We start from the raw sequence: 2034 nt of genomic DNA, 5'->3' as shown, positions 1-2034 counted from the left end.
AATAATAATACTTCTTATTTATTTCAGTTTTTTATTAATAAATAAAATCGATTTAATTGGCACAGAAGGACTTATTGGACAAATCTTTTCCTTTGTTTCTCTTATTGCAGAAAAACCATATCCTTTACTCCAATAATTTATGTCTCCTTTTGAAATTCCATTTTCTGCATTATAATTAGCAATACTTTATCTTCATATACAAAATAAACATTATTCCTTATGCCCTATAACTAAATAGTAGAATTTTATCATTTTTAATAAATATCACAATATTTACACTATATTTACCTTCTATTAACCTCGTATATATATTTACTTCCTATAATTCAAACCGTTGGACAAATAATTTTAGGAGGAACTTTCAAATGAAAAAAAGAGCAAAAAAGGCAATTCCTTTAATCGCAACAACCGTTCTTGCAACTACAGCTTTTGCAACTCAAGCTTTTACTACTAATGGAAATAGCCAAACAGTAGCTGCAAACCAATTAACACAAGAAGAAGTAAAACAAAGTAACGGTACTTGGCTTGCTGGTGATCATCACGTCCATAGCGAATGGAGTGTTGGTTGGGACAACTCTACAAATCCTCCTACACCTATTCAAGGTGGAGATGCTATTTACCCAATTGTGAAAAATGCAGAAAAAGCAACAGAATACGGACTCGAATGGGTTATGACAACGGATCATGGTGGTCCTAACCATTCAAAGGTAAATTTAGAGCAAGCTTATCCTGAACTATTAAAATCACGTGAAGCATATCCAGAACTAATTCAATTCTATGGAATGGAGTTTGATACACCTGCTGCAGACCATAGTACATTGATGATTCCTAAAGTAGATAACGAATCACAAATTCTTTATGATATCGAAAGTCAATTTAATAAACGCGAACCATACCCAAACGATGGTAGCAGAGATACTGAATCTACAATGATTGAAGCTTTAAACTATATGTTAACTGAGTTGGATGAGGACGAGCAGCCAATTCATATCGCTCACCATCCATCACGTTCAGCAAAAGGTGATGGCGAATGGGGGCAAGATACACCAGAGGAATTCCGTAATTGGAACGATATAGCTCCTAATATCTCCATTGGGATGGAAGGTGCTCCTGGCCATCAAGCGGCCGCATTAACTCCAGATGGTGAACTTGATGATGGTGCTCGTGGTTCATATGGTAACTACCCAACAATGGGCGGTTATGATCAAATGGCTGCTAAAGTCGGCGGATTATGGGATTCTATGCTTGGTGAAGGAAGACACTGGTGGATTACAGCTACTTCAGATTCACATGTTAACTGGCGTGATGGTGGTAGTGACTTCTGGCCTGGTGAATATTCAAAAACTTATGTAAAAGCAGATAAAGACTACGACGATATTATGGAAAGCCTTCGTGGTGGTAATGTATATGTAACAACAGGTGACCTAATTTCTGAACTTGATGTGAAAGTGCAAGCAGGTGGAAAATCTCCTATCTTTGCTCAATCTAAAGGAAGTTCAGCGACTTTAGGAGAAACTCTTACAATTCCAGGAAAATCTAAAGATGTAACGGTAACAATTCGCATCAAAGATGCAAATGCCGCAAATGCTAATGGAGATACACCAGAAGTAAAACGTGTTGACTTAATTATGGGTGAAGTTACTGGTAAAGTAGAAGATCGTTCAACTGCGACAAACCCAACTACGAAAGTTGTTAAACGCTTCACAGAAGAAGATTGGACAAAAAATGGAGAATACATTGAAATCTCTTATACTTTAGAAAATGTTGATAAAGACAGCTATATTCGTTTACGTGGTACGAACACGGATCAACTAGAACCCGAAACAGACCCTCGCGGTGAAGATCCATGGACAGATCTTTGGTTCTACTCAAATCCTGTGTTTATCAAAACTGCTAAATAATCTAGGAAACTAGTAAAAGACGAGGAGACACAGCCCTCCTTGTCTTTTCTCATTATTAAATGCTAAAAAGAATCAATTGAAAATGGAGTAGATTTTATGAGAAAGATATATTTAATTATTATATTAATACTTT

1 protein-coding gene is annotated in these 2034 nt (G+C 36.2%); it reads left to right on the top strand.

The annotated features are described in order from the left end of the window. Positions 1-365: 365 nt before the first annotated feature. A complete protein-coding gene (locus AN959_RS20260; protein ID WP_056833427.1) occupies positions 366-1901 on the top strand; it encodes a phosphoesterase in 1536 nt (511 codons plus the stop codon). The last annotated feature ends 133 nt before the right edge of the window (positions 1902-2034 follow it).

The organism is Psychrobacillus sp. FJAT-21963, from assembly GCF_001420585.1.
GTDB lineage: Bacteria > Bacillota > Bacilli > Bacillales_A > Planococcaceae > Psychrobacillus.
This window is presented reverse-complemented; position numbering and strand designations above follow the sequence as displayed.